This window comes from Desulfovibrio sp. Huiquan2017 (genome assembly GCF_017351175.1).
In the GTDB taxonomy this organism is placed as follows: Bacteria; Desulfobacterota; Desulfovibrionia; order Desulfovibrionales; family Desulfovibrionaceae; genus Pseudodesulfovibrio.
This window is the reverse complement of sequence record NZ_JAFMPN010000040.1, coordinates 1-973: the sequence shown is the minus strand read 5'-3', so window position 1 is coordinate 973 and position 973 is coordinate 1. Positions and strand designations below refer to the sequence as shown.

Below are 973 nucleotides of genomic sequence, written 5' to 3'. Positions count from 1 at the left end.
AGTTTTTGCTTCCTTTTTTCTGCGCCAGCAAAAAAGGAAGTTGCCGTAAAGGCGAAACAACAAAGTAGGGAGGACAACCCGAAGCCCCGACGCGGATGCGCGGCTCAACCTTCCGTCAATAAACCGATTTTTCCTAGTTTCGGAAACGCGGACAAGTTCCCGCGCCCCACCTCTTCAAAACAGGGTTAACTGCACCCGCCCAACCCCCTTACGCAGAACAATAATCGGAAGCGAACCCTAGAGCCCGTGTCCGGCGAGCTGAAGCGCAGCTTTGATCGCGTCTGCGCAGCAGACATCTATCAAACCAGCGAAAGCCGCCTACGGGCTCTTGGGTCCGCTTCCGCGCGGCAGCACCGCAGCGCAGTTTTTGCTTCCTTTTTTCTGCGCCAGCAAAAAAGGAAGTCGCCGTAAAGGCGAAACAACAACGTAAGGAGGACAACCCGAAGCCCCGACGCGAAAGCGCGGCCCAACCTTCCGTCAACAAACCTAATTTCTCCTGGCCCCGGAGGCGCGGACAAGTTCCCGCGCCCCACCTCTTCAAAACAGGGTTAACTGCACCCGCCCAACCCCCTTACGCAGAACAATAATCGGAAGCGAACCCTAGAGCCCGTGTCCGGCGAGCTGAAGCGCAGCTTTGATCGCGTCTGCGCAGCAGACATCTATCAAACCAGCGAAAGCCGCCTACGGGCTCTTGGGTCCGCTTCCGCGCGGCAGCACCGCAGCGCAGTTTTTGCTTCCTTTTTTCTGCGCCAGCAAAAAAGGAAGTCGCCGTAAAGGCGAAACAACAACGTAAGGAGGACAACCCGAAGCCCCGACGCGAAAGCGCGGCCCAACCTTCCGTCAACAAACCTAATTTCTCCTGGCCCCGGAGGCGCGGACAAGTTCCCGCGCCCCACCTCTTCAAAACAGGGTTAACTGCACCCGCCCGATCTCCTTACGCAGAACAACAATCGGAAGCGAACCCTAGAGCCCG

Annotated in this window: 1 protein-coding gene; it reads left to right on the top strand. The window is 57.5% G+C overall.

Translation table 11 applies throughout. From position 1 onward, the window contains the following. On the top strand, positions 1–189 hold a 189-nt coding region (locus J0909_RS18270), incomplete at its 5' end, for a hypothetical protein (RefSeq protein WP_207265122.1). Positions 190–973: the final 784 nt, after the last annotated feature.